This is a genomic window from Pseudomonas sp. 22490, assembly GCF_052044465.1.
Classification (GTDB): domain Bacteria; phylum Pseudomonadota; class Gammaproteobacteria; order Pseudomonadales; family Pseudomonadaceae; genus Pseudomonas; species Pseudomonas aeruginosa.
The window spans coordinates 233,431-255,439 of sequence record NZ_JBQENS010000002.1 but is presented as its reverse complement, the minus strand read 5'-3'; the positions used below and the strand labels follow the sequence as shown (position 1 = coordinate 255,439).

The 22,009-nt window shown below is 67.6% G+C and carries 15 protein-coding genes and 1 pseudogene; 7 read left to right on the top strand and 9 right to left on the bottom strand.

The features are described 5' to 3' along the window. Positions 1 to 13 precede the first annotated feature (13 nt). The 5 genes and pseudogenes from ACTJJX_RS03350 to hydA all read right to left on the bottom strand — a co-directional run bounded on the left by ACTJJX_RS03350 (position 14) and on the right by hydA (position 6,883). Positions 14 to 1,285, bottom strand: a complete 1,272-nt coding sequence (locus ACTJJX_RS03350; RefSeq protein WP_003084657.1) for a cytosine deaminase — start codon at positions 1,283 to 1,285, stop codon at positions 14 to 16. Beyond that, positions 1,275 to 2,525, bottom strand: a complete 1,251-nt coding sequence (gene codB / locus ACTJJX_RS03345) for a cytosine permease (protein WP_003084659.1) — start codon at positions 2,523 to 2,525, stop codon at positions 1,275 to 1,277. Before codB ends, ACTJJX_RS03350 begins: the two co-directional genes overlap by 11 nt. A gap of 181 nt (positions 2,526 to 2,706) precedes the next feature. Further along, a pseudogene (preA, locus tag ACTJJX_RS03340) lies at positions 2,707 to 3,985 on the bottom strand (NAD-dependent dihydropyrimidine dehydrogenase subunit PreA). Then, a complete protein-coding gene (locus ACTJJX_RS03335) occupies positions 3,982 to 5,349 on the bottom strand; it encodes an NAD(P)-dependent oxidoreductase (protein ID WP_016852379.1) in 1,368 nt (455 codons plus the stop codon). Before ACTJJX_RS03335 ends, preA begins: the two are co-directional and overlap by 4 nt. A gap of 94 nt (positions 5,350 to 5,443) precedes the next feature. Continuing rightward, a complete protein-coding gene (gene hydA / locus ACTJJX_RS03330; protein WP_003099919.1) occupies positions 5,444 to 6,883 on the bottom strand; it encodes a dihydropyrimidinase in 1,440 nt (479 codons plus the stop codon). A 615-nt stretch (positions 6,884 to 7,498) separates the two neighbouring features. On the opposite strand from hydA, the gene ACTJJX_RS03325 reads away from it, so the two are divergent. Further along, positions 7,499 to 8,989, top strand: coding sequence for an NCS1 family nucleobase:cation symporter-1 (locus ACTJJX_RS03325; RefSeq protein ID WP_003084674.1), 1,491 nt, complete (start codon positions 7,499 to 7,501; stop codon positions 8,987 to 8,989). A 58-nt stretch (positions 8,990 to 9,047) separates the two neighbouring features. After that, on the top strand, positions 9,048 to 10,331 hold the full coding sequence (locus ACTJJX_RS03320; RefSeq protein WP_003084676.1) for a Zn-dependent hydrolase: 1,284 nt from the start codon (positions 9,048 to 9,050) through the stop codon (positions 10,329 to 10,331). Between the two features lie 199 nt (positions 10,332 to 10,530). Here the strand turns inward: ACTJJX_RS03320 and ACTJJX_RS03315 are convergent, their stop codons facing one another. Further along, positions 10,531 to 11,754 (bottom strand): CaiB/BaiF CoA transferase family protein, encoded by a 1,224-nt coding sequence (locus ACTJJX_RS03315; RefSeq protein WP_003084679.1) that lies wholly within the window; start codon positions 11,752 to 11,754, stop codon positions 10,531 to 10,533. A 119-nt stretch (positions 11,755 to 11,873) separates the two neighbouring features. Beyond that, the gene (locus ACTJJX_RS03310) at positions 11,874 to 13,055 is read right to left on the bottom strand and encodes an acyl-CoA dehydrogenase (protein WP_016852380.1); all 1,182 of its coding nucleotides are present in this window, start codon (positions 13,053 to 13,055) and stop codon (positions 11,874 to 11,876) included. Positions 13,056 to 13,274: 219 nt separating this feature from the next. Between ACTJJX_RS03310 and gcvA the strand changes: the two genes are divergently transcribed. Further along, positions 13,275 to 14,183, top strand: coding sequence for a transcriptional regulator GcvA (gene gcvA, locus ACTJJX_RS03305; protein ID WP_003084684.1), 909 nt, complete (start codon positions 13,275 to 13,277; stop codon positions 14,181 to 14,183). A 151-nt stretch (positions 14,184 to 14,334) separates the two neighbouring features. After that, the gene (locus tag ACTJJX_RS03300; protein ID WP_003084686.1) at positions 14,335 to 14,739 is read left to right on the top strand and encodes an acyl-CoA thioesterase; all 405 of its coding nucleotides are present in this window, start codon (positions 14,335 to 14,337) and stop codon (positions 14,737 to 14,739) included. Positions 14,740 to 14,781: 42 nt separating this feature from the next. Here the strand turns inward: ACTJJX_RS03300 and ACTJJX_RS03295 are convergent, their stop codons facing one another. Further along, positions 14,782 to 16,404: an inorganic phosphate transporter gene (locus tag ACTJJX_RS03295; RefSeq protein WP_016852381.1), complete on the bottom strand. Its 1,623-nt coding sequence runs from the start codon at positions 16,402 to 16,404 to the stop codon at positions 14,782 to 14,784. Positions 16,405 to 16,783: 379 nt separating this feature from the next. Between ACTJJX_RS03295 and ACTJJX_RS03290 the strand changes: the two genes are divergently transcribed. The 3 genes from ACTJJX_RS03290 to ACTJJX_RS03280 all read left to right on the top strand — a co-directional run bounded on the left by ACTJJX_RS03290 (position 16,784) and on the right by ACTJJX_RS03280 (position 19,745). Then, complete coding sequence (locus ACTJJX_RS03290) at positions 16,784 to 18,115, top strand: NfeD family protein (RefSeq protein ID WP_003099925.1); 1,332 nt, start codon at positions 16,784 to 16,786, stop codon at positions 18,113 to 18,115. Continuing rightward, complete coding sequence (locus tag ACTJJX_RS03285) at positions 18,112 to 18,906, top strand: slipin family protein (protein WP_003084693.1); 795 nt, start codon at positions 18,112 to 18,114, stop codon at positions 18,904 to 18,906. Before ACTJJX_RS03290 ends, ACTJJX_RS03285 begins: the two co-directional genes overlap by 4 nt. Positions 18,907 to 19,013: 107 nt before the next feature. Beyond that, a complete protein-coding gene (locus tag ACTJJX_RS03280; protein WP_003109736.1) occupies positions 19,014 to 19,745 on the top strand; it encodes a substrate-binding periplasmic protein in 732 nt (243 codons plus the stop codon). Here ACTJJX_RS03280 and yccS read toward each other — a convergent pair. Then, on the bottom strand, positions 19,742 to 21,943 hold the full coding sequence (yccS, locus tag ACTJJX_RS03275; RefSeq protein WP_003084700.1) for a YccS family putative transporter: 2,202 nt from the start codon (positions 21,941 to 21,943) through the stop codon (positions 19,742 to 19,744). The two genes, ACTJJX_RS03280 and yccS, sit on opposite strands and share 4 nt — an antisense overlap. Positions 21,944 to 22,009: the final 66 nt, after the last annotated feature.

Below are 22,009 nucleotides of genomic sequence, written 5' to 3'. Positions count from 1 at the left end.
CTCTGGCGAAGGCTCAGCTGGCGCGGGTGAAGTCCACCGCTTCCGCCTGTTCGAGGAACACCGTGGTCTGCGCCGGGACCGTCTCGGCGAGCAGCCGTCCGCCGCGGATCGAGTAGCGCACCGGGACCTGCCGGCGCACCGCGTCGAAGCCGTCGCGGGCCGGCAGCACCAGCAGGTTGGCCGGATGGCCGACCTCGATGCCGTATTCCCGCAGGCCGAGGGTGCGGGCGCTGTTGCGGGTGATCAGGTCGAGGCCGCCGTCGATCTCGTCGTAGCCCATCATCTGCGTCACGTGCAGGCCCATGTGCAGCACCTGCAGCATGTTCGCGGTGCCCAGCGGGTACCAGGGGTCGAACACGTCGTCGTGGCCGAAGCAGGTGTTGATCCCGGCACCGAGCAGTTCCTTGACCCGGGTGATGCCGCGGCGCTTCGGGTAGTCGTCGAAGCGACCCTGCAGGTGGATGTTCACCAGCGGGTTGGCGACGAAGTTGATTCCCGACAGTTTCAGCAGGCGGAACAGCCGCGAGGTGTAGGCGCCGTTGTAGGAGTGCATCGCCGTGGTGTGGCTGGCGGTGACCCGTGCGCCGAGGCCGTCGCGATGGGCGAGCATGGCCAGGGTCTCGAGGAAGCGCGACTGCTCGTCGTCGATCTCGTCGCAATGCACGTCCACTGGCAGGTCGTAGCGCTTGGCCAGGTCGATGGCCTTGTGCAGCGACTCGACGCCCAGCTCGCGGGTGAATTCGAAATGCGGGATCGCCCCCACCACGTCGGCGCCCAGGCGCAGCGACTCCTCCAGCAGTTCCAGGCCGTTGGGGTAGGAGAGAATGCCCTCCTGAGGGAAGGCGACGATCTGCAGGTCGACCCAGGGCGCCACTTCGCCGCGCACCTCGAGCATGGCCTTGAGCGCGGTGAGGGTCGGGTCGGAGACGTCGACGTGGCTGCGCACGTGCTGCACGCCGTTGGCGATCTGCCATTTCAGGGTCTGCCAGGCGCGCTGCTTGACGTCCTCGTGGCTGAGCAGGGCCTTGCGCTGGGCCCAGCGCTCGATGCCTTCGAACAGCGTGCCGGAGCGGTTCCACTCCGGCTGGCCGGCGGTCTGGGTGGTGTCGAGATGGATGTGCGGCTCGATGAACGGCGGCACGGCAAGACCGCCGGCGCCGTCCAGGCGCTCGCCGGCGTCGTCGGCGGCCTGTTCCATCGGCACCAGGGCGGCGATACGGCCATCGGCCACGCGCAGTTGCCAGAGACCTTCGCGGCCGCGCAGGCGCAGGTTGTCAATCAGCATGGAGGACCTCTTCTGGTTTGTTCGGGCTGCGGCTCAGCAGGGGATTGAGCAGCAGGTAGGCGATGGCGGCGCCGAGCACCGCGTTGACCGGCACTATCCCCGGCAGCCAGTGGCCGGCGGCGGTGCCGCAGGCGACGGCGAGGATCGCCGCCCAGTTGATCGCCTGGATGTCCGCGCAGGGGTGCTGGCGGTAGCGCCGGCGGCGACTCAGGTAGTCGGCGATGATCACCCCGCCGATGGGCGGGATGGCGGCGGAGAGGAAGGTCAGCCAGCCGACGAAGTGGTTGTACAGCCAGAGCGCGGCGAGGGTGCCGAGGGCGCCGTTGAGCATCGCCAGGAAGCGGCTGGAGAGGCCGGTGATGTTGGCGAAGCCGAGGCCGGAGGCATACAGCGCGTTGTCGTTGGTGGTCCAGATGTTCAGGCCGAGGACCAGGATCGCCGGGATCAGCAGGCCCTGGGCGATCATCACGTCGGAGATGTCCGACTTGCCCACCGCCGCCGCGCCGGCCGCGCCGAAGATGAACATCAGCGAGTTGCCGAGGAAGAACGCCACCAGGCACACCACCACGGCGGTACGCGCGCTGCGGCCGAAGCGGACGAAGTCGGCGGTGAGGGTGCCGGCGCTGACGAACGAGCCGACCACCAGGGCGATCGCGGTCGAGAGGCTCAGCGGCGCGCTCGGCGTCACCTGCTGCAGCGCCGCCAGGCCGCCGGCGTCGCGCACCGCGAGCCATACCGAGTAGCTGCCGAGAACGACGATCGCCGGGACCGCGATGGCCGACAGCAGGGTCAGACCGGCGATGCCGAAGAACACCGTGAGGGTCATAAGCGCTCCGGAAACCAGGATCAGCAGGTTGACGTCGAGGCCGGTGGCCTTGGCCACCGGGATGGCGAACATCGCTACGCCGACGCCGAACCAGCCGACCTGGGTGCCGCCGAGCAACGCCGAGGGCAGCCAGGAGCCCTTGCTGCCGAACGAGTAATGCGCCAGCAGGTGGGTGGAAAGGCCGGTGCGCGCGCCGATGAAGCCGAGGATCGCGGTGTACAGGCCGAGCATCAGGTTGCCCAGCAGCACGGCGAGGAAGAAGTCGTCGTAGCTCAGGCCGGTGCCGAGGGTGCCGCCGGTCCACATGCTGGCGGAAAAGAAGGTCAGGCCGAGCATCACCACGCTCAGGGCCAGCGCGCTCTTGCGCGCTGCCAGCGGGACCGGTTGCTGGCTGTAGTTGCTGTCTGCGGACATGCGCGAGTCTCCGTGGGGCGCCGGCCGTCCGGGAGCGTCGGCCGGGCCGCGGCGAATGGTAGTCGAAGGCGGGTCGATCCGACAGACGCCGTTGCGCGTCGTCGGACCGCAGCGGCACGCAGGAAGCGTGCCGGCGCGCGGCAGGGCGGCGTCCGCCGGGGATGCGGGCGCCGCCCTGCGTTCAGGAGGCTTCGCGGTAGGGGTTGCGCGGATCCTGGGTCCAGTTGAGATAGGGCTTGCCGGTGTCCTGCGGCACCATTTCGATGCAGTTCTCCACCGGACAGGTGATCTGGCACAGGTTGCAGCCCACGCACTCGGCGTCGATCACTTCGTAGCGGTGCGTACCGTCGGCCCGGGGCAGGCTGGCGATGGCCTGGTGCGAGGTGTCCTCGCAGGCGATATGGCAGCGGCCGCAACCGATGCAGGCGTCCTGGTCGATGCGGGCGATCACCTGGTAGTTGATGTCCAGGTACTTCCAGTCGGTGGTATTGCCCACCGCGCCGCCGCTGAAATCGGACAGCCGCTGGTAGCCATGGCTGTCCATCCAGCGCGCGAGACCGTCCTGCATGTCCTCGACGATACGGAAGCCGTGCAGCATCGCCGCCGTGCATACCTGCACCGCGCCGCAGCCGAGCGCGACGAATTCCGCTGCGTCGCGCCAACTGCCGATACCGCCGATGCCACAGATCGGCAGGCCGCGGGTCTGCGGGTCGCGGGCGATCTCGGCGACCATGTTCAGGGCGATCGGCTTCACCGCCGAGCCGCAGTAGCCGCCGTGGGTGCTCTGGGTGCCGACCACGGGCAGGGCGACCATGCGCTCCAGGTCGACGCTGGTGATCGAGTTGATGGTGTTGATCAGCGACACCGCGTCGGCGCCGCCGCGATGGGCGNGCGCGCGCCGACTGGCGGATGTCGGTGATGTTGGGGGTGAGCTTGACGATCACCGGCAGCGAGCAGTGGGTCTTGCACCAGCGGGTGACCATCTCCACGTACTCCGGTACCTGGCCCACCGCCGCGCCCATGCCGCGCTCGGGCATGCCGTGGGGGCAACCGAAGTTCAGCTCGATACCGTCGGCGCCGGTGGCTTCCACCAGCGGCAGGATGTATTTCCACGACTCCTCGACGCAGGGCACCATCAGCGACACGATCAGCGCGCGGTCTGGCCAGTCCTTCTTCACCTGGGCGATCTCGCGCAGGTTGATCTCCAGCGAGCGGTCGGTGATCAGCTCGATGTTGTTGATCCCCTGCACCTGGCGGTTCGGTCCGAAGTGCGCGGAATAACGCGACGACACGTTGACCGCCGCGGGGTCTTCGCCGAGGGTCTTCCAGACCACCCCGCCCCAGCCCGCCTGGTAGGCGCGGACCACGTTGTAGGCCTTGTCGGTGGGCGGCGCGGAGGCCAGCCAGAAGGGGTTGGGCGACTTGATGCCGGCGAATTCGATAGACAGGTCGGCCATCACGCAGCCTCCACGTTGAGCATGAGTTGGGCGTGGATCGCTTCCGCCGCCAGTTTGCCGTGCTGCACCGCCTGCACGGTGAGGTCCTCGCCGAGCGCCACGCAGTCGCCGCCGGCGTAGATGCCGGGGATGCTGGTGCGCATCTGTCCGTCGACCTGGATGCGCTCGCCGTCGCGCCGCAGTTGCGCTGCCAGCGGATCGCCCAGGCTGGCGCCTTCGAAGGCCTGGCCGATGGCCTTGAAGATGGCGTCGGCGGCCAGTTCGAAGTGCTCGCCGGTGTCGCCCAGGCGACCGTTCTCCAGGCGCGTGCGGGCGAAGCGCATGCCGCGCACCCGGCCGTGCTCGTCGAGCAGTACCCGTTCCGGTCGGGCCCAGGTCAGCAGGCGCACCTGGCTGGCCTTGGCGATCTCCTGCTCATGGCCGGTGGCGCCCATTTCCTCGAAGCCACGGCGGTAGACCAGGTTGACGTCGCGGGCGCCGAGCCGGCTCATCTGCACCGCCATGTCGATGGCGGTGTTGCCGGCGCCGATGACGATGCAACGGTCGGCGACGGGCAGGTCGAGCAGGTCGTCGCTCTGCCGCAGTTCGCGGATGTAGTCGGTGGCGGCGAGCAGGCCGGGGGCGTCCTCGTCTTCCAGGCCGAGGCGCTTGCTGGCGGCCAGGCCGATGCCGAGGAACACCGCGTCGTACTCGTCGTGCAGGGCGCCGAGCGCCAGGTTGTCGCCGAGACGCTGGCCGTGGCGCAGTTCGATACCGCCGATCTGCAGGAGGAATTCCACTTCGCGCCGGGCGAAGTCGTCCACCAGCTTGTAGCGGGCGATGCCGTACTCGTTGAGGCCGCCGGCCTTGGCGCGGGCCTCGAAGAGCACCACGTTGTGGCCGTGCATGGCCAGGCGGTGGGCGCAGGACAGCCCGGCCGGCCCGGCGCCGACCACGGCGATGCGCTTGCCGGTGGCCGGCGAGCGCTTGAACGGATGTTCGTCGAAGCCGGCGTAGTCGAGGGCGTAGCGTTGCAACTGGCCGATCAGCACCGGTGCGCATTCCTGGGCGTTGTTGCGTACGCAGGCCCGCTGGCAAAGGATTTCCGTGGGGCAGACGCGGGCGCAGCTGCCGCCGAGGATGTTCGCCGAGAGAATTTTCTGCGCCGCGCCCTGGACATTCTCCTGGGCGATGCTGCGGATGAACCCGGGGATGTCGATCTCGGTCGGGCAGGCGTTGACGCAGGGCGCGTCGTAGCAGTACAGGCAGCGGGCGCTTTCCAGGGCGGCCTGGCGGGCGTTGAGCGGCGGCGCGAGGTCGGCGAAGCGCTCGGCGAGCGTATCCGCGCCGGCGTCCGGACGGGGGAGGTGGTTCAGGGAATCGATCACGGTTGTAGCCTCTCTTCTGGTTTCTTCTCGGGGCAGTCAACGGCAATACGGCACCGTCCGGCCTCTACGGGCCGGTCCGGTATTGCGGGAAGGATCAGCGCTCGACGGCGACCGGGCGCTGGCGTTCGGCGCGGCGGCCGAGCACTTCGTACACCGACGGGTAGGCCGGGCGCTCCACGTAGCGTCCGGCGCCGGGTTCGGCGCGCAGGTCGCCGGCGGCCCAGAGCAGCTTGCCCTGGCTGATGGTGTGGCTGGGAATGCCGCGCACGGTGCGACCTTCGAAGATGTTGAAATCGACCCGCTGGTGGTGGGTGGCGGCCGAGAGGGTGCGGCTGCCCTGCGGGTCCCAGAGCACCAGGTCGGCATCCGCGCCGACGCGGATCGCGCCCTTGCGCGGGAACAGGTTGAAGATCTTCGCGGTGTTGGTGGAGGTCAGCGCGACGAACTCGTGCATCGACAGGCGCCCGCTGTTGACCCCGGCGTCCCACAGCAGCGCCATGCGGTCCTCGATGCCGGCCGTGCCATTGGGAATCTTGCTGAAGTCGTCGCGGCCCATGGCCTTCTGCTCGGCGCAGAAGCAGCAGTGGTCGGTGGCGGTGGTATGCAGGTTGCCGGACTGCAGGCCGCGCCACAGCGCTTCCTGGTGTTCGACGGGACGGAACGGCGGGCTCATCACGTAGCCGGCCGCGGTGGCCCAGTCCGGGTGGCGGTAGACGCTGTCGTCGAGCAGCAGGTGCCCGGCCAGCACCTCGCCGTAGACCGGCTGGCCCTTGGCGCGGGCATAGGCGATCTCGTCCAGCGCCTCGCGGCTGGAAATATGCACCAGGTACAGCGGCGTACCCAGCGTCTCGGCGATGCGGATGGCGCGGCTGGCGGCCTCGCCCTCGACTTGCGGCGGACGCGACAGCGGATGCGCCTCGGGGCCGGTGAGGCCCTGGGCGAGGAGTTTCTGCTGCAGGTGGAAGACCAGTTCGCCGTTCTCCGCGTGCACCGTCGGCACCGCACCCAGCTCCAGGCAGCGCTCGAAGCTGGCCACCAGGGTATCGTCGGCGGCCATGATGGCGTTCTTGTAGGCCATGAAGTGCTTGAAGCTGTTCACCCCGTGCTGTGCCACCAGCTCGCCCATTTCCCGGGCGACCTCGTCGCTCCACCAGGTGATGGCGACGTGGAAGCCGTAGTCCGCAGCGGATTTCTGCGCCCAGCCGCGCCAGGTGTGGAAGGCCTCCAGCAGCGACTGTCGCGGGTTGGGGATGACGAAGTCGATGATCGAGGTGGTCCCTCCGGCCAGCCCGGCCGCGGTGCCGCTGAAGAAGTCCTCGCTGGCCACCGTGCCCATGAAGGGCAACTGCATGTGGGTATGGGGGTCGATGCCGCCCGGCATCAGGTACTGGCCACCGCCGTCGAGGACGTCGCAGCCGGAGGGGGTTTCGAGGTTCTCGCCGATGGCCTGGATGAGGCCGTTGGCACAGAGCACGTCGGCTCGATAACTCTCTTCGTGAGTAACCACGGTGGCGCCACGGATCAACAGGGACATGCCGTCTTTCCTCGCAGGCTGACCGGTCGTTGCCGGTTCTTGAAATTGTTTTCTCGCCATGCGCCGAGGACTTTTGTAATCCTGTCAGCGCTGACAGGATTCGAATCTAGATGCTGATCATCGATTGAGCAAGATTATTTTCAAATGGTTGTTTGAGTTTGTAACTTATTGATTTTAAATAATTAAAAATAAATATCACCAAAATGGTGAGGGTTCTCACCATTTTGACGCGCTTGACAAGAATTTAAAAAGGTCGAGATTTCCCATGCAAAATCAGCCGCTTGAAAGCCGTGTTCGAACGGTTGTGGGGAGATGAAAAAAGTTCGCCTGCACTCCTTTGGTTCCTGACCGGGGCGACAGGCTCGCGCATTTCCCCCGGTGACACGCCGGACTGCCCGTCGGCGTGTCACCGACGTTGTCGATGAAGTGTTTCAGATCAGTCGGTTACCTCCAGTAGACCGGCCTGCCCAGTGACGTCGCGGGGTTTTCGGCACGCTTATTGAGTGCCGCCCGCCACGGCATTGTCCGGACCGGAGGTGCAGTACTGGTGGTGCGGTACTCCGGCCATCGCATTAGCCCGATGAGCGAATAACTAAAAGAATTCTGGAGAGGCCCATGCAACAGAGCAGATCGGAAGTGACCGAGCGCGACGGCTTGGTCGAGCTGTCCGCCGGCAGCGACGTACTCGACAGTCCCCGCTACAACCACGACATCGCCCCGACCCGGGTGGAACAGCGTACCTGGAACAGGTGGCACATCACCGCGCTGTGGATCGGCATGTCCATCTGCGTGCCCACCTACACCCTCGGCGGCGTCCTCACCGCCTACTTCGGCCTCAGCGTCGGCGAAGCGCTGCTGGCGATCCTGCTGGCCAACCTGGTGGTGCTGATCCCGCTGACCCTCAATGCCTTCGCCGGCACCCGCTACGGCATTCCCTTCCCGGTGCTGCTGCGCGCTTCGTTCGGCATCATCGGCTCCAACGTGCCATGCCTGATCCGCGCCGTGGTCGCGTGCGGCTGGTTCGGCATCCAGACGCTGTTCGGCGGGCTGGCGATCCATCTTTTCCTCGGTTCGATCTTTCCCGCCTGGAAGGCCCTCGGCGGCACCGGCGAGGTGATCGGTTTCCTCCTGTTCTGGGGGCTGAACCTGTGGGTGGTGCTGCGCGGCGCGGAGTCGATCAAATGGCTGGAGACACTCTCGGCACCGCTGCTGGTGCTGGTCGGCCTCGGCCTGCTGGTGTGGGCGCTGCCGCACATATCGGTCAGTGAACTGCTGGCGCAGCCGCCGAAGCGGCCGGAAGGCGCCAGCGTCACCGGCTACTTCATGGCTGGGCTGACGGCGATGGTCGGCTTCTGGGCCACTCTGTCGCTGAACATCCCCGACTTCAGCCGCTATGCGCGCAGCCAGAAGGACCAGATACTCGGACAGATCTTCGGCCTGCCGCTGACCATGTTCCTGTTCGCCGCCCTCGGCGTGGTGATGACCGCCGCCTCGGCTTCGCTGGTGGGCGAGACGGTTTCCGACCCGGTCAGCCTGATCGGGCACATCCCCAGCCCCGGCTGGGTGGCGGTGGCGATGGCGTTGATCATCGTCGCCACCCTCTCGACCAACACCGCGGCGAACATCGTCTCGCCGACCAACGACTTCCAGAACATCGCACCGAAACTCATCGGCCGCACCCGCGCCGTCTGGCTCACCGGTTTCATCGGCCTGGCGCTGATGGCCCACGAGTTGCTGAAGAAGCTCGGCTGGATCGTTTCCGACCTCAGCCTGGAAAGCGTCTACTCCAACTGGCTGCTCGGCTACTCCAGCCTGCTCGGGCCGATCGCGGGGATCATGGTGGTGGACTACTTCCTGGTGCGCAGGCAACGCCTCGACCTCGCCGGACTCTACCGCGACGACGTCTACCCGGCCTGGAACTGGCCCGGCTTCGCCGCCTTCGCGGTGCCGGTGGCGCTGACCGTCATGGCCCTCGGCAACCGCCAGTTCCACTGGTTCTACGACTACGGCTGGTTCACCGGCTCGCTGCTCGGCGGCGCGCTCTACTACGGCCTCTGCGGCCGCCGTGCGCGGAGCCCGGCGGCATTGGCCAAACCGCTGCCCTGATGGGCATACAGGCGGCCGGCGAGCCGCCGACACCTACTCCAAGCCTGAGGAAACGACAATGAGCACTGCCCGGAACGTCCTGCAATCCACCCAGCGACACATCGATGGCCAGCGCCTCTGGCAATCGCTGATGGATCTCGCCCGCCTCGGCGCCACCGCCAAGGGTGGGGTCTGCCGCCTGGCCCTGAGCGATCTCGACCGCCAGGCCCGCGATCTCTTCGTGCAATGGTGCGAAGCGGCCGGCTGCACGGTCAGCGTCGATCGGGTCGGCAACATCTTCGCCCGTCGTCCCGGGCGTAACCCGGACTTGCCCCCGGTGATGACCGGTAGCCACATCGACACCCAGCCCACCGGTGGCAAGTTCGACGGCTGCTTCGGGGTGATGGCCGGCCTCGAGGTGATCCGCACCCTCAACGACCTCGGGGTGGAAACCGAGGCGCCGCTGGAGGTGGTGGTGTGGACCAACGAGGAAGGCTCGCGCTTCGCGCCCTGCATGATGGGCTCGGGCGTATTCGCCGGGAAGTTCACCCTGGAGGAGACCCTGGCCAAGCGCGATGCCGACGGTGTCAGCGTAGGCGAGGCGCTGGACGCCATCGGCTACGCGGGAGCGCGCGATTGTCTCGGACATCCGGTGGGCGCCTATTTCGAGGCGCACATCGAACAGGGGCCGATCCTCGAGGACGAGGAGAAGACCATCGGCGTGGTGCTCGGCGCGCTCGGGCAGAAATGGTTCGACCTGTCCCTGCGCGGCGTCGAGGCACACGCCGGGCCAACGCCGATGCACCTGCGCAAGGACGCCCTGGTCGGTGCCGCGGCGGTGGTCGAGGCGGTCAATCGCGCAGCCCTCGGCCATCAGCCGCATGCTTGCGGCACGGTCGGCTGCCTGCACGCCTATCCCGGTTCGCGCAACGTGATACCCGGCGAAGTGAAGATGACCCTGGACTTCCGCCATCTGCAACCGGAGCGCCTGGACTCGATGATCGCCGAGGTCCGCCAGGTGATCGCCGCTACCTGCGAGAAGCATGGCTTGCAATACGAGCTGGTGCCGACCGCCGATTTCCCGCCGCTGTACTTCGACCAGGGATGCGTCGGCGCGGTGCGCGAGGCGGCGCAGGCGCTGGGCATGCCGCAGATGGACATCGTCAGCGGCGCCGGCCACGACGCGATCTTCCTCGCCGAACTCGGTCCGGCGGGGATGATCTTCGTGCCCTGCGAGAACGGCATCAGCCACAACGAGATCGAGAACGCCAGCCCCGACGACCTGGCCGCCGGCTGCGCGGTGCTGTTGCGGGCCATGCTCAAGGCCTCCGAGGCGATCGCCGGCGGCCGCCTGGCGGCCTGAGTGGCGCTTCCATCGAGGCGCCGGCATCGACCGCCTTCTACACGGGGTCGGTAGGGCGAATGACGCCAGGGGCGCTATCCGCCGATGCTCGGCTGGCCGGCGGATAACCGCGTTGCGGTTATGCGCCCTACGTCGCGGTGTTGCGCGGGGTACGGTGGGGCGTTGTCCGCCGATGCGTCGCTGGGGCGGGGCGCGGGGCTCAGATCACCTTGCCGTCGCGCAGCCTTTCCAGCGCGGCCGCGTCCAGGCCGAGGAGCGTCTCGAGGACCTCGTCGGTGTGCTGGCCGAGGGTGGGCGGCGGGTTGCGGTATTCCACCGGCGTCTCGGACAGGCGGATCGGGCTGGCTACCTGCGGCACCGTCCCGGCCAGCGGGTGCGGTAGCTCCACGCGCAGGCCGCGGGCCTGCACCTGCGGGTCGGCGAACACCTGCGCCAGGTCGTTGATCGGCCCGCAGGGCACGCCGGCGCGCTCCAGGGAAAGAATCCACTCGGCGGTGGTGTGCAGCACCGTGGCCTGGCGGATCAGCGGGATCAGCACCTCGCGGTTGGCCACCCGCGCCTTGTTGGTGGCGAAGCGCGGGTCGTCGGCCCATTCCGGGTGGTCTGCCAGCTCGGCGAACTTGCGGAACTGGCTGTCGTTGCCGACCGTGAGGATCATGTCGCCGTCGGCGGTGGGGAAGTCCTGGTACGGCACGATGTTCGGGTGTGCGTTGCCCAGGCGCCGCGGCGGCACGCCGGTGGTCAGGTAGTTGAGGGTCTGGTTGGCCAGGCAGGCGACCTGCACGTCGAGCAGGGCCATGTCGATGTGCTGGCCGATGCCGCTGACGTCGCGGTGGGCGAGGGCGGCGAGCACCGCGGTGGAGGAGTACAGCCCGGTGAGGATATCGGTCAGCGCCACGCCGACCTTCACCGGACCGGCGCCTTCCTCGTTGTCGGCGCGCCCGGTGAGGCTCATCAGGCCGCCCAGGCCCTGGATCATGAAGTCATAGCCGGCGCGCTTGGCATAGGGGCCGGACTGGCCGAAGCCGGTGATCGAACAGTAGATCAGCTTCGGGTTGACCTGCTTCAGCGATTCATAGTCGAGGCCATAGGCCTTGAGCCCGCCGACCTTGAAGTTCTCCAGCAGGATGTCGGCCTTGGCCGCCAGTTCGCGAACGATGCGCTGGCCTTCCGGCTGGGTGAAGTCCACCGTCACCGACTTCTTGTTGCGGTTGGCCGACAGGTAGTAGGCCGCCTCGCTGGTGTCGTTGCCTTCGGCATCCTTGAGGAACGGCGGGCCCCAGGCGCGGGTGTCGTCGCCGCTGCCGGGGCGCTCGATCTTGATCACCTCGGCGCCGAGGTCGGCGAGGATCTGCCCGGCCCAGGGGCCGGCCAGGACACGGGACAGGTCGAGTACGCGGATATGGGAAAGGGCGCCGGGCATGACGGTTCTCGCTGCTGGGGGCTGGAAACGGAAATGGCCGGGAAGACGGGTTCCTTGCCCGTCCCCCCGGCGGCCGGCGCGCTACCGTGAAAAAGCGCGCCGGGGTGTTGCTCGGTGGCTCAGAAGAATGCCTGGATGCCGGTCTGCGCGCGGCCGAGGATCAGCGCGTGGACATCGTGGGTGCCCTCGTAGGTGTTCACCACTTCCAGGTTGACCAGGTGGCGGGCGATGCCGAATTCGTCGGAGATGCCGTTGCCGCCCAGCATGTCGCGGGCCAGGCGGGCGATGTCGAGGGCCTTGCCGCAGCTGTTGCGCTTCATGATCGAGGTGATTTCCACCGCCGCGGTGCCTTCGTCCTTCATCCGCCCCAGGCGCAGGCAGCCTTGCAGGGCCAGGGTGATCTCGGTCTGCATGTCGGCCAGCTTCTTCTGGATCAGTTGGTTGGCGGCCAGCGGGCGGCCGAACTGCTGGCGGTCGAGCACGTACTGGCGGGCGGTGTGCCAGCAGAATTCGGCGGCGCCCAGGGCGCCCCAGGAGATCCCGTAGCGCGCCGAGTTCAGGCAGGTGAACGGACCGCGCAGGCCGCGCACTTCGGGGAAGGCGTTCTCTTCCGGAACGAACACGTTGTCCATCACGATCTCGCCGGTGATCGAGGCACGCAGGCCGACCTTGCCATGGATCGCCGGGGCGCTCAGGCCTTCCCAGCCCTTCTCGAGGACGAAGCCGCGGATCTGCCCTTCGTCATCCTTGGCCCAGACCACGAAGACGTCGGCGATCGGGCTGTTGGTGATCCACATCTTGCTGCCGCTCAGGCGATAGCCGCCGTCGACCTTCTTCGCCCGGGTGACCATCGAGCCCGGGTCGGAACCGTGGTTCGGCTCGGTCAGGCCGAAGCAGCCGATGTATTTGCCGCTGGCCAGCTTGGGCAGGTACTTCTGCCGGGTGGCTTCGTTGCCGAATTCATGGATCGGCACCATCACCAGCGAGGACTGCACGCTCATCATCGAGCGATAGCCGGAGTCGACGCGCTCGACTTCGCGAGCGATCAGGCCATAGCAGACGTAGTTGAGGCCGCTGCCGCCGTAGGCTTCGGGAATGGTCGCGCCGAGCAGGCCGGTCTCGCCCATCTCGCGGAAGATCTTCGGGTCGGTCTGTTCGTGGCGGAAGGCTTCGAGCACGCGCGGGGCCAGCTTGTCCTGGGCGAACTGCTGGGCGCTGTCGCGAACCATGCGCTCTTCTTCGGTGAGCTGCTGGTCCAGCAGCAGGGGATCTTCCCAGTTGAAGCTAGCTTTGGTGGCCATGCGTACATCCTCGTCAAGCGGTAGCGGAGGCTGGCGTGGCCAGCCGGAATGGAAGCATCCTAAGAGCCTAGCGAATGGGGCGGCAAACGAGGAATTCGCACGCACTTGTGCTATTTTCTCACTCCGAGAAAATGAGTCTCGTATTTCATGCCCTTGAAGAGGCGCGAGGAGTCGTGACCTGGGCGTCATAGATGCGAAACTGGCACTCCGGAGTCCTCCATGCGACGCAAGATCCCTTCCACCGCCGCGCTGGTCAGCTTCGAATCCGCCGCGCGCCACGAGAGCTTCACCAAGGCGGCGGAGGAGTTGTCCCTGACCCAGAGCGCGATCTGCCGGCAGATCGCCACGCTCGAGGAGTTCCTCGGTGTCGAGCTGTTCCGTCGCTCGCGGCGCGGGGTCAAGCTCACCGAGGCCGGGCTGTCCTATAGCCGGCGGGTGGCGGTACGCCTCGACGCGGTGGAGCGCGACACCCTGGCGGTGATGGGGCACCAGGGCGGCGGCGCGATCGAACTGGCGGTGGTGCCGACCTTCGGCACCCAATGGCTGTTGCCGCGGCTCAAGCGCTTCCAGCGGCTGCACCCGGAGGTCACGATCAACCTGACCAACCGCACCCGCCCGTTCCTCTTCGCCGACACCGAGTTCGACGCCGCGCTGTACTTCGGCGACGCCGACTGGTCGGGTACCGTCTCGCATTTCCTGATGCGCGAGAATCCGGTGCCGGTGTGCAGCCCGGAGCTGCTGGGCGGGCGTCGAACGCTGAGCGCCGAGCAGGTCGCCGGGCTGCCGCTGATGCAGCAGAGCACCCGGCCCTACGCTTGGCGCCAGTGGTTTCACTCCCAGGGACTGAACGTCGCCCACGACATGAGCGGGCCGCGCTACGAGCTGTTCTCCATGCTTGCCCAGGCGGCCATGCACGGCATGGGCGTGGCCCTCATACCGCCCTTCCTGATCCAGGACGAGCTGGCCGACGGAAGGCTTATCGTGCCCATGCAACATGCCTATTTGAGCGAGAATGCGTATTACCTGATCATTCCCGAGCGCAGGGTCGAATCGGCGATGCTCAATGCCTTCCGCGACTGGCTGGTGGAAGAGGCCAGGCAGTACCGCGAGGCCAACGGGCTGGGCTGAACGCGCAGGAACATCGGGTGGCGCAGGCAGGACGCGCCGCCCCGGGACCGGGCCGATCCGCCGGGTCCCGCGGAGCCGCGGCGGCGATACCGCCGGGCATCCTCCACGACGGCCAGGATGGCGGCCGTGGGGCACCACACCAGGAGTTCACATGAATTTCCACACCCGCAAGTGGGTCAAGCCAGAAGATCTCAACCCCAACGGCACCCTGTTCGGCGGCAGCCTGCTGCGCTGGATCGACGAAGAAGCGGCGATCTACGCGATCATCCAGCTGGGCAACCAGCGCGTGGTCACCAAGTACATTTCCGAGATCAACTTCGTCAGCTCGGCGCGCCAGGGCGACATCATCGAGCTGGGCATCACCGCCACCGACTTCGGTCGTACCTCGCTGACCATGACCTGCCACGTGCGCAACAAGATCACCCGCAAGAGCATCCTCACCATCGACAAGATGGTCTTCGTCAACCTCGGCCCGGACGGCCTGCCGGCGCCCCACGGCAAGACCGAGATCACCTACATCAAGGACCAGTTCAAGGAAGACGAAGTCCTGCCCTGATCGGCGCGACGAGCGGCCGGCACCCGTGCCGGCCGCCGTGTTTCAGAACAGCCGGGTGAGCAGCCAGTAGAGCGAGGCCGAGAGCAGGATCGCCGCCGGCAGCGTCAGCACCCAGGCCATCAGCAGGTTGCGGATGGTCTTCCACTGTAGTCCCGAACCGTTCGCCGCCATGGTCCCGGCCACCCCGGAAGACAGTACATGGGTGGTGGATACCGGCAAGCCATACAGGTCCGCCGCGCCAATGGTCAGCATCGCCACGGTTTCCGCCGAGGCGCCCTGGGCGTAGGTCAGGTGGGTCTTGCCGATCTTCTCGCCGACCGTCACCACGATGCGTTTCCAGCCGACCATGGTGCCCAGGCCGAGGGCGATGGCCACGGCGATCTTCACCCATAGCGGGATGAACTTGGTGGCGTCGTCGATCTTCCGCTTGAACGCCTGCAACTTGCCGCGGGTGTCTGCGTCGAAGCGGCCGACGTCGTCCTTGTCCATCAGGCGGATCGCCTCGGAGGTCAGGTACATGTCGTTGCGCACGTTGCCCATGGCTTGCGCCGGTACCCGCGAGAACGCGCCATAGCCTTTCACTTCCTGGCCGATCGAGCCGGTCAGGGCGGCCAGCGCCGGGATCAGCTCAGGCGATGCCTGCTTGCTGCGCACGTAGTCGGAGAGTACCTGGCGCGGATCGGCCGGCGCCGGTTGCGGCGCGCTCTTCACCAGCGCTTGCTGGGTGACCTCGGCGACGGCGGCGAACTGCACTGCCTGGTCCGCCGGCATGGTGCGGTTCAGGGCGTAGGCCATCGGCAGGGTGCCGACCAGGATCAGCATGATCAGGCCCATGCCTTTCTGCCCGTCGTTGGAGCCGTGGGCGAAGGACACCCCGGTACAGGTCAGGATCAGCAGGCCGCGGATCCACCAGGGCGGCGGCGCCTTGCCCTTCGGCGCCTTGTACAGCGCGCGGTTCTTCACCAGCAGGCGCAGCGCCAGGAGCAGCAGGGCGGCGCAGGCGAAGCCGATCAGCGGCGAGAGCAGCAGGGAATAGCCGACCTTGGTCGCCTGGCCCCAGTCCACCCCGCTGGTGCCGTCGCGCCCGTGCATCAGCGCGTTGGCCACGCCGACGCCGATGATCGAGCCGATCAGGGTGTGCGAGGACGACGCCGGCAGGCCCAGCCACCAGGTCCCGAGGTTCCACAGGATGGCGGCGATCAGCAGGGCGAAGACCATGGCGAAGCCGGCCGAGGAACCGACCTGCAGGATCAGTTCCACCGGCAGCAGGGCGATGATGCCGAAGGCCACCGCGCCGCTGGAGAGCAATACGCCGAGAAAGTTGAAGCAACCCGACCAGACCACCGCGAAGTGCGGCGGCAGCGAGTGGGTGTAGATCACCGTGGCCACCGCGTTGGCAGTGTCGTGGAAGCCGTTGACGAACTCGAAGCCGAGGGCGATCAGCAGGGCCACGCCGAGCAGCAGGAAGGGCGTCCAGGTGGTGATCGCGGAACCGACGTCATCGACGTCCTGCATCAGGCTGTAGGCGCTGAACAGCAGTCCGGTGGCGAGCACGGCGAAGAATACGAAGGCGGTGAGGCGGCCGGGGCGCTGCTCGAGATGGGGCTTGTGCGCGTTGCCGGCGGCACTGGCGACGGCGACGGCGGGAAGGACATCGGAGGTCATGGTGCGGGTCCGCGCTGGGGATGACCGGCACATGATGGGCAGGCGATTGTGACAAGTTATGTCTTTCGCATACCGGCTTCGTCTGGCGAAGAAAGGACAAGGGCCGCGGGAGGCCGCCGGAAGCCGGATGGGGTCGGGCGCCAGGCGGCCTGCCCGCTGCGGCCGCGAAGATTAATGAATTCCTGTGGCGAGTGCCATCATTTCGTCGCTAAAAAGTTGGCATGTTGAGGGATTTGCCGATCCGGACACGCGCGGGGAAGGCGAGAGCCACTGGACTAGACTGAGAAGTGCGCGGCGGGGCCGGTCGCTTGCCGGCCCGGTGCGCGGGACGAGCGCCTTCGTCCCGGGGTGGCCCGGCCGGGCGGTCGGGGAGGTCGATATGCGGATGCCGTGCCGGCTCGCGCTGGCGCTGTTGTTGTGCTTCGCCGGCCCGGCCTGTCTCGCGGCCTCCGGCCCGGTTCGGGTGCTCTCGGTGGATGGTGCGATCGGCCCGGCCAGCGCCGATTACCTGGTGCGCGGAATCGAGCGTGCCGCCGAGGACGGCGCGCAACTGGTGGTGCTGGAACTGGACACGCCCGGCGGCCTGGACGCATCGATGCGGCGCATCGTCAAGGCGATCCTCGCCAGCCAGGTGCCGGTCGCCGGTTTCGTCGCGCCCAGCGGGGCGCGGGCGGCGAGCGCCGGCACCTACATCCTGTATGCCTGCCATATCGCAGCGATGGCGCCGGGGACCAACCTCGGCGCCGCCACCCCGGTGCGCCTGGGGACGCCGGACAAGCCCGCAGAGAAGCCCCCGGCGCGGGACGCCGAACCCATGGCGCGCAAGCAGGTCAACGACGCCGCCGCCTATATCCGTGGCCTCGCGCAGTTGCGCGGGCGCAACGTCGAATGGGCCGAGCGCGCGGTGCGCGAGGCGGTCAGCCTGGCGGCGCACGAGGCCGCGGCGCAGAAGGTGATCGACCTGCAGGCCCGCGACCTGCCCGACCTGCTGCGCCAGCTCGACGGCCGCAGCCTGCGCGTCGGCGAGCGCGCGCTGACCCTGGCTACCGCCGGCGCCACGGTCGAGCGCCAGGCACCGGACTGGCGCGCGCGGTTGCTGGCGGTGCTCACCGATCCCAGCGTGGCGCTGATCCTGATGATGATCGGCATCTACGGTCTGATCTTCGAACTGGCCAATCCCGGCATGGCGCTGCCCGGCGTACTCGGCGGCATCTGCCTGCTGCTCGGCCTGTACGCCCTGCAGATGCTGCCGGTCAACTACGCCGGGCTGGCGCTGATCGCGCTGGGCCTGGCGTTCATGGTGGGCGAGGCGTTCGTCGCCAGCTTCGGCGTGCTCGGCATCGGCGGAATCGTCTCGTTCGTGGTCGGCGCGCTGATCCTGATCGATACCGAGGTGCCCGGCTACGGCATTCCGCCCGGCCTGGTGGTGGCCCTGGCGTTGCTCAGCGCCGCGCTGATCGTCGGTCTGCTGGGCATGGCCCTGCGTACTCGCCGGCAAGCGGTGGTAAGTGGCACCGCCGGATTGGTCGGCAGCCTGGCGACGGTGGCGGCGGTGGATTCCGAACAACCCTGCGCAGGCTGGGTGCTGCTCCAGGGCGAGCGCTGGCGGGTGCTCGCCGCGCGGCCGCTGGCGGTGGGCCAGCCGGTCTGGGTGCTGGCGCGCAAGGGCCTGCTCCTGGAAGTCGCGCTGGCCGATGAAGGAGGTGGATGATGGGTATTTCCTATGGTTTGGCGATGTTGCTGGTGTTCCTCGCGCTGCTGCTGTTCAGCGCGCTGCGCATCCTCCGCGAGTACGAGCGTGGCGTGGTGTTCCAGCTCGGGCGGTTCTGGAAGGTCAAGGGGCCGGGGCTGGTGCTGGTGATCCCGGCGATCCAGCAGATGGTGCGCATCGACCTGCGCACCATCGTTCTCGACGTGCCGCCGCAGGATGTGATTTCCCGCGACAACGTTTCGGTGAAGGTCAACGCGGTGGTGTACTTCCGCGTGCTCGATCCGCAGAAGGCGATCATCCAGGTGGAGAACTACCTGGCCGCCACCAGCCAGTTGGCGCAGACCACCCTGCGCGCGGTGCTGGGCAAGCACGAACTGGACGAGATGCTCGCCGAGCGCGAGCGCCTGAACCTGGATATCCAGCAAGTGCTCGATGCGCAGACCGACGCCTGGGGCATCAAGGTGGCGAATGTGGAAATCAAGCACGTCGATCTCAACGAATCGATGGTCCGCGCCATCGCCCGGCAGGCCGAGGCGGAGCGTGAGCGCAGGGCCAAGGTGATCCATGCCGAGGGCGAGCTGCAAGCCTCGGAGAAACTCATGCAGGCGGCGCAGATGCTCGGCCGGCAGAGTGGCGCCATGCAGTTGCGCTACATGCAGACCCTCGGCGCGATCGCCGGCGACAAGAGTTCGACCATCGTCTTCCCGATGCCGATCGAACTCTTCGGCGGCAAGTACGCAGGTGCCGCGCCGCGGAACGAAAAGGCCGCCGGAGAGGATGAGGAGAGGTGAACGCGCGCGGTTTGTGATGGAAATATCATCGAGCCGCGACACGGGGACATGCGTGCCCGGGGTCGGGATGGCTATGCTGTGGCGATCCACTCCCGGGACGCTCCTTCATGCTGCGATGCGCACTCCTGCTGCTGACATTGCTCCTCCCTTGCGCGCTGCCTGCCGCCAACCTGCGCCTGGTCGGCGACTCCTGGCCGCCTTTCGTCGATTCGCGCCTGCCTGGCAACGGCCTGGCGGTGGAACTGGTGACCACCGCGCTCAAGCGCGCCGGCTTCGACTCGAGTTTCCAGCAGGTACCCTGGTCGCGTGCCCTGTACGGCGTGCGCAGCGGCGACTACGACATCGCCCTGAGCGCCTGGTACGAGCCCGCCCGCAGCCTCTACGGGCAGTTTTCCCGCGCCTACCTGAGCAACCGCATTCGCCTGCTGCAACGCAAGGGGCGGGGTATCGAGTTTTCCCGCCTGAGCGACCTGCGTCCCTACCGCATCGCGGTCGTGCGCGACTATGCCTACGCGCCCGAATTCGACCGTGACAGCCGTTTGCAGAAGGTCAACGTGACCAGCTTCGCCAACGCCGCGCGGATGCTCGAGGCGGGGCGGGTCGACCTGGCGGTGGAGGACGAGCTGGCGCTGGGGGTCGCCTTCAAGGGCGAGCTGGCCGATTTGCGCGACAAGCTGGAGGTACTGCCCACCCCGCTTGGCGAGAACGGCCTGCACCTGCTGGTGAGCCTGAGGAATCCCCGGCATGACGAGATCGTCGACGGCTTCGACCTGGCCATCCGCGGCATGCGCGACGACGGCAGCTACCAGCGCCTGCTGGAGCGCTACGGCGCGCGCTAGGGCTGGCCTGGCAGCGGCTGCGCGCCGGCCAGTTCCTTCTTCAGCAAGTGCGCGGCCAGGGTGCGCAGCGGGGCGAGCTGGCGACAGATGTGCGCCAGTTGGGTCTGTACCAGGCGATGGCTGTCGTCCATGTCCTCGGGCATCTGCTCCAGTTCCTTGGCCAGCGCTTCCTCCTCTTCGCTGTAGATGGCGACCGGGCGTTTCTGTTCCAGGCTCGCGGCGATTTCCTCGAGGCTGGCGGAGAGCCGCTCGGCGGCGCGCTCCAGGAGGCCGTCGCTGGCGTCCTCGGGCAGGCTTTCGCGGTGCGCGCCGAGGCCGGATAGATAGCTGAGCAGGGTGTGCGAGAGGACCAGGAAGCGGAAGCCGATCTCGGCGTCCTTCCTGAAGTGGCCGGGCTCCAGGAGCATGTTCGACAGGGTGGTCGAGAGCGCCGCGTCGGCGTTGTGCGCGTTGCGCCGGGCGGTGCGGTAGTCGAGGTCGTCGCGCTTGCCGGTGGCGTACTGCTGCATGATCTGCCGCAGGTAGCGGCTGTTGCAGGCGAGGGTGTTGGCGAGCATGCGGTTGAGCCGGCGGCCCTGCCAGTCGGGCAGCACCAGGAACACCGCGAGGCCGGCGATCAGGCTGCCTAGCAAGGTATCGAACAGGCGGGGCAGGATCAGCCCGTAGCCATCGCCGACCTGGTTGAAGCAGAACAGCACCAGCAGGGTGATCGCCGCCGTCGCCAGGGTATAGCGACTGCTGCGGGTGGCGAAGAAGGCGACCCCGGCGGCGACCGCGAACAGCGACTGCACCAGCGGGCTGGGGAACAGGTCGATCAGCGCCCAGCCGACCACCAGGCCGACCACCGTACCTAGGATCCGCTGCACCAGGCGCAGGCGGGTCGCGCCATAGTTGGGCTGGCAGACGAACACCGTGGTGAGCAGTATCCAGTAGCCCTGGGTCGGATGGATCCAGTGCAGCACGCCGTAGCCGGCGGTCAGCGCCAGGGCCATGCGCAGGCCGTGGCGGAACAGCAGCGAGGTCGGGGTGAGCTGCTGGCGCAGGCGCTCGAAGGCGTCCTTCAGGCTGCGCGGCGAGCGGTCGAGCAGGGCGCTGTCCTGTTCGTCGGCGATGGCGTCCGGGTTGCTCGCCCCGGCCAGCTTGCGGTCCAGCGTGGTGAGGTTGGCGGCCAGGGCGCCGAGCGAGCGCAGCAGGCCCTTCCAGGCCGGGTTGCTCTGCTGGCGCAGGTGTTCGAGCGAGGCCTGGAGGTCCTCCAGGGCCAGCTCGCGGTCGGCGTAGTCGAACGGCTGGCGCAGGCGGATAGCCCGCGCCAGGGCCTGGCAGGCCTTGCCCTGCTGGTTGAGCAGGCGCTGGCAGCGGAACAGCACGTCGCTGTGGAAGAACGCCTCGGCCAGCCGGTTGTACGGGTAGTGCGAGGAACTGGCGCGCTCGTGGACGTCCTGGGCGATGAAATAGAGCTTCAGGTAGCGGCTCACCTTGGGGCCCGGCCGGCCATGGCCGAGACGGTTGAGAATGGTCTCCTTGGCCTGGTTCAGCGCCACCACCACCTTGCCGTTCTGCCGTGCCAGGGCAAGGCGCTGGCCCTCTACGTCGAGCTGGCGCAACGGTTCGAACAGGCTCGACTTGATCCTCAGGTATTCGCCCAGCTCGAAATACAGGCGGGAAAGACTCTGCTGCACCGGCTGGTTGGAGAACAGCGCGTTCCACAGCACCGAGAGCAGCCCGTACCAGGCCGCCCCGGCCACCAGCAGCAGCGGTTCGTGCCAGACATCGGCGACCTCGCCGCCGCGCTGGTCCACGCCGATCATGGTGTAGATCGAGAGGATCAGGGTCGCCGAGGCGATCGCCGCATAGCGCTCGCCGAGGGCGCCGAGGAGGATCATGCCGAACGCCGACAGCGCCATCCCGGAAACGAACAGCCAGGGATAGGGGAACAGCAACTCGACGGCGAAGGCGGCGACGCTGAAGCACAGCAGGGTCACCAGCAGCGCTTGCAGGCGGCCGAGCCAGTTGTCGTCGGTCTCCGCCAGGGCGCTGGCGATGATCCCGAGGAACAGCGGGATCAGCAGCTCGATGCGGTCCTGCCACCAGCACAGCAGCAGGGCGCCGGCCAGGGCGATGAATACCCGCAGGCTATAGGCGAACTTGTCGAGGGCCCAGAGGCGGCGGAGCGTGTGTGTCAACGAAGAGGGCGGCATGGGGGCGGAGTGCTATCCGATGGTCCGTGGTTCAGCCTATGTGGCCTGTCCGGCTAATTCAATCGG

Bases quoted from the DNA above. Each gene is read 5' to 3' on its own strand.
- ACTJJX_RS03315 (WP_003084679.1), bottom strand. From the start codon at position 11,754: ATGCCCGGCGCCCTTTCCCATATCCGCGTACTCGACCTGTCCCGTGTC.
- ACTJJX_RS03325 (WP_003084674.1), top strand. From the start codon at position 7,499: ATGCAACAGAGCAGATCGGAAGTGACCGAGCGCGACGGCTTGGTCGAG.
- ACTJJX_RS03280 (WP_003109736.1), top strand. From the start codon at position 19,014: ATGCTGCGATGCGCACTCCTGCTGCTGACATTGCTCCTCCCTTGCGCG.
- yccS (WP_003084700.1), bottom strand. From the start codon at position 21,943: ATGCCGCCCTCTTCGTTGACACACACGCTCCGCCGCCTCTGGGCCCTC.
- ACTJJX_RS03320 (WP_003084676.1), top strand. From the start codon at position 9,048: ATGAGCACTGCCCGGAACGTCCTGCAATCCACCCAGCGACACATCGAT.
- ACTJJX_RS03285 (WP_003084693.1), top strand. From the start codon at position 18,112: ATGATGGGTATTTCCTATGGTTTGGCGATGTTGCTGGTGTTCCTCGCG.
- ACTJJX_RS03350 (WP_003084657.1), bottom strand. From the start codon at position 1,285: ATGCTGATTGACAACCTGCGCCTGCGCGGCCGCGAAGGTCTCTGGCAA.
- gcvA (WP_003084684.1), top strand. From the start codon at position 13,275: ATGCGACGCAAGATCCCTTCCACCGCCGCGCTGGTCAGCTTCGAATCC.
- ACTJJX_RS03290 (WP_003099925.1), top strand. From the start codon at position 16,784: ATGCGGATGCCGTGCCGGCTCGCGCTGGCGCTGTTGTTGTGCTTCGCC.
- ACTJJX_RS03300 (WP_003084686.1), top strand. From the start codon at position 14,335: ATGAATTTCCACACCCGCAAGTGGGTCAAGCCAGAAGATCTCAACCCC.
- codB (WP_003084659.1), bottom strand. From the start codon at position 2,525: ATGTCCGCAGACAGCAACTACAGCCAGCAACCGGTCCCGCTGGCAGCG.
- ACTJJX_RS03295 (WP_016852381.1), bottom strand. From the start codon at position 16,404: ATGACCTCCGATGTCCTTCCCGCCGTCGCCGTCGCCAGTGCCGCCGGC.
- hydA (WP_003099919.1), bottom strand. From the start codon at position 6,883: ATGTCCCTGTTGATCCGTGGCGCCACCGTGGTTACTCACGAAGAGAGT.
- ACTJJX_RS03310 (WP_016852380.1), bottom strand. From the start codon at position 13,055: ATGGCCACCAAAGCTAGCTTCAACTGGGAAGATCCCCTGCTGCTGGAC.